This window comes from Allomesorhizobium camelthorni, assembly GCF_011045125.1.
Classification (GTDB): domain Bacteria; phylum Pseudomonadota; class Alphaproteobacteria; order Rhizobiales; family Rhizobiaceae; genus Allomesorhizobium; species Allomesorhizobium camelthorni.
In genome coordinates this window covers 1-1,344 of sequence record NZ_JAAKZF010000250.1, presented here as the reverse complement: position 1 = coordinate 1,344, position 1,344 = coordinate 1, and the positions used below count along the sequence as shown (strand labels likewise).

The 1,344-nt window shown below is 64.7% G+C and carries 1 protein-coding gene and 1 pseudogene; one reads left to right on the top strand and one right to left on the bottom strand.

Going from position 1 to position 1,344, the window contains the following annotated elements; all coding sequences use genetic code 11:
- Positions 1–6: 6 nt before the first annotated feature.
- Positions 7–240, bottom strand: a pseudogene (locus G6N73_RS35665) (helix-turn-helix domain-containing protein); the annotation flags it as partial.
- 148 nt (positions 241–388) lie between these two features.
- Here G6N73_RS35665 and G6N73_RS35660 point away from each other — a divergent pair.
- Positions 389–1,344 (top strand): FAD-dependent oxidoreductase (locus G6N73_RS35660; protein ID WP_165034541.1); only part of this gene is annotated, 956 nt, incomplete at its 3' end.

The window sequence follows — 1,344 nt, the reverse complement described above, 5'->3', positions numbered from 1 at the left end:
TCAACTGTCGAGAAGACCGTCCGGTCCGGCTTCGTTGAAGCGATGCACCAAATCACGCAAGGTCTGGCGGTCCATGCCGCCGATCCTGGCCGCGTCTGCGCGGCTCATCCGGTCGAGCACTGCCGCCAGCGAAAGCAACCGACTGCTCTGCCGCACGTCCTTTGAAACCCGCGCCAGCCGGCGAAGCTCGATCGCCCAATAGTCCGTCCGTATCTTCACCGCTGATCCCCATGGCCGAATCCTCCTTCGGTCCAAAGAATCACAGATCGCGCCCCAGAGGAATCACCCGGCGAGTCACAGCCTGGAACCGTTGGTGTTATAGTCCATTTCGGACAATGCGACTGTCACCGGCAGAACGAATGGGATCCCAGATCGCAGGGAGACGACGATGGCTCAGGATCACGCCCAGCCAAGCGGCCCCGACCTCGTGCGGGGGATCGCGCTCGCCGAGCTTGCCGATGGTGGCAAGCTGGTCGGCCATTTTGGCGGCGAGGAGGTTCTATTGCTGCGGCGCGGGACCGAGATATTCGCGGTCGGGGCTCATTGCACGCACTACCATGGTCCGCTCGTCGACGGGCTCGCGGTCGACGAAACGATCCGTTGTCCCTGGCATCACGCCTGCTTCGACCTGCGGACGGGGGAAGCCCTGCGCGCCCCGGCTTTGCGCCCTGTCGCATGCTGGTCGGTCGAGCAGCGCGATGGCAAGATCTTCGTACGAGGAAAGCAAGCGCAACCAAAACCAAAGGCAGTCGGCAAGCCCTCCGGCGAAACACCCAAGAGAATCGTGATTGTCGGCGGCGGCGCCGCCGGCTTTGCTGCGGCCGAGGGACTGCGGCGCGGGCAATATGAGGGCAGCATCGTCATGCTGAGCAATGACGACGCCGCGCCCGTCGATCGGCCGAATCTTTCCAAGGACTACCTGGCCGGCAAAGCGCCTGAGGATTGGGTGCCACTCCGTCCGGACAGCTTCTATTCAAAGAACCGCATCGACCTGCGTCTGAACGCAAACGTCACCGGTATTGATGCGAGTTCGCGCGAGGTTGCGCTCGCCGACGGGAGCAAGCTCCCGTACGATCGCCTGCTGCTTGCGACTGGCGCCGAGCCGGTCCGCCTGCCTATCCCCGGCGCCGACCAGACGCACGTCTTCACGTTGCGCTCGCTCGCCGACTCCCGGGCGATCATCGAGCGCGCGGAGACGTCGCGCCGGGCGGTCGTGCTGGGCGCAGGCTTCATCGGGCTCGAAGTCGCAGCGTCGCTGCGCGCGCGTGACATCGAAGTTCACGTGGTGGCGCCGGACACACGACCGATGGAGCGAATTCTGGGTCCGGAGATGGGCGACTTCCT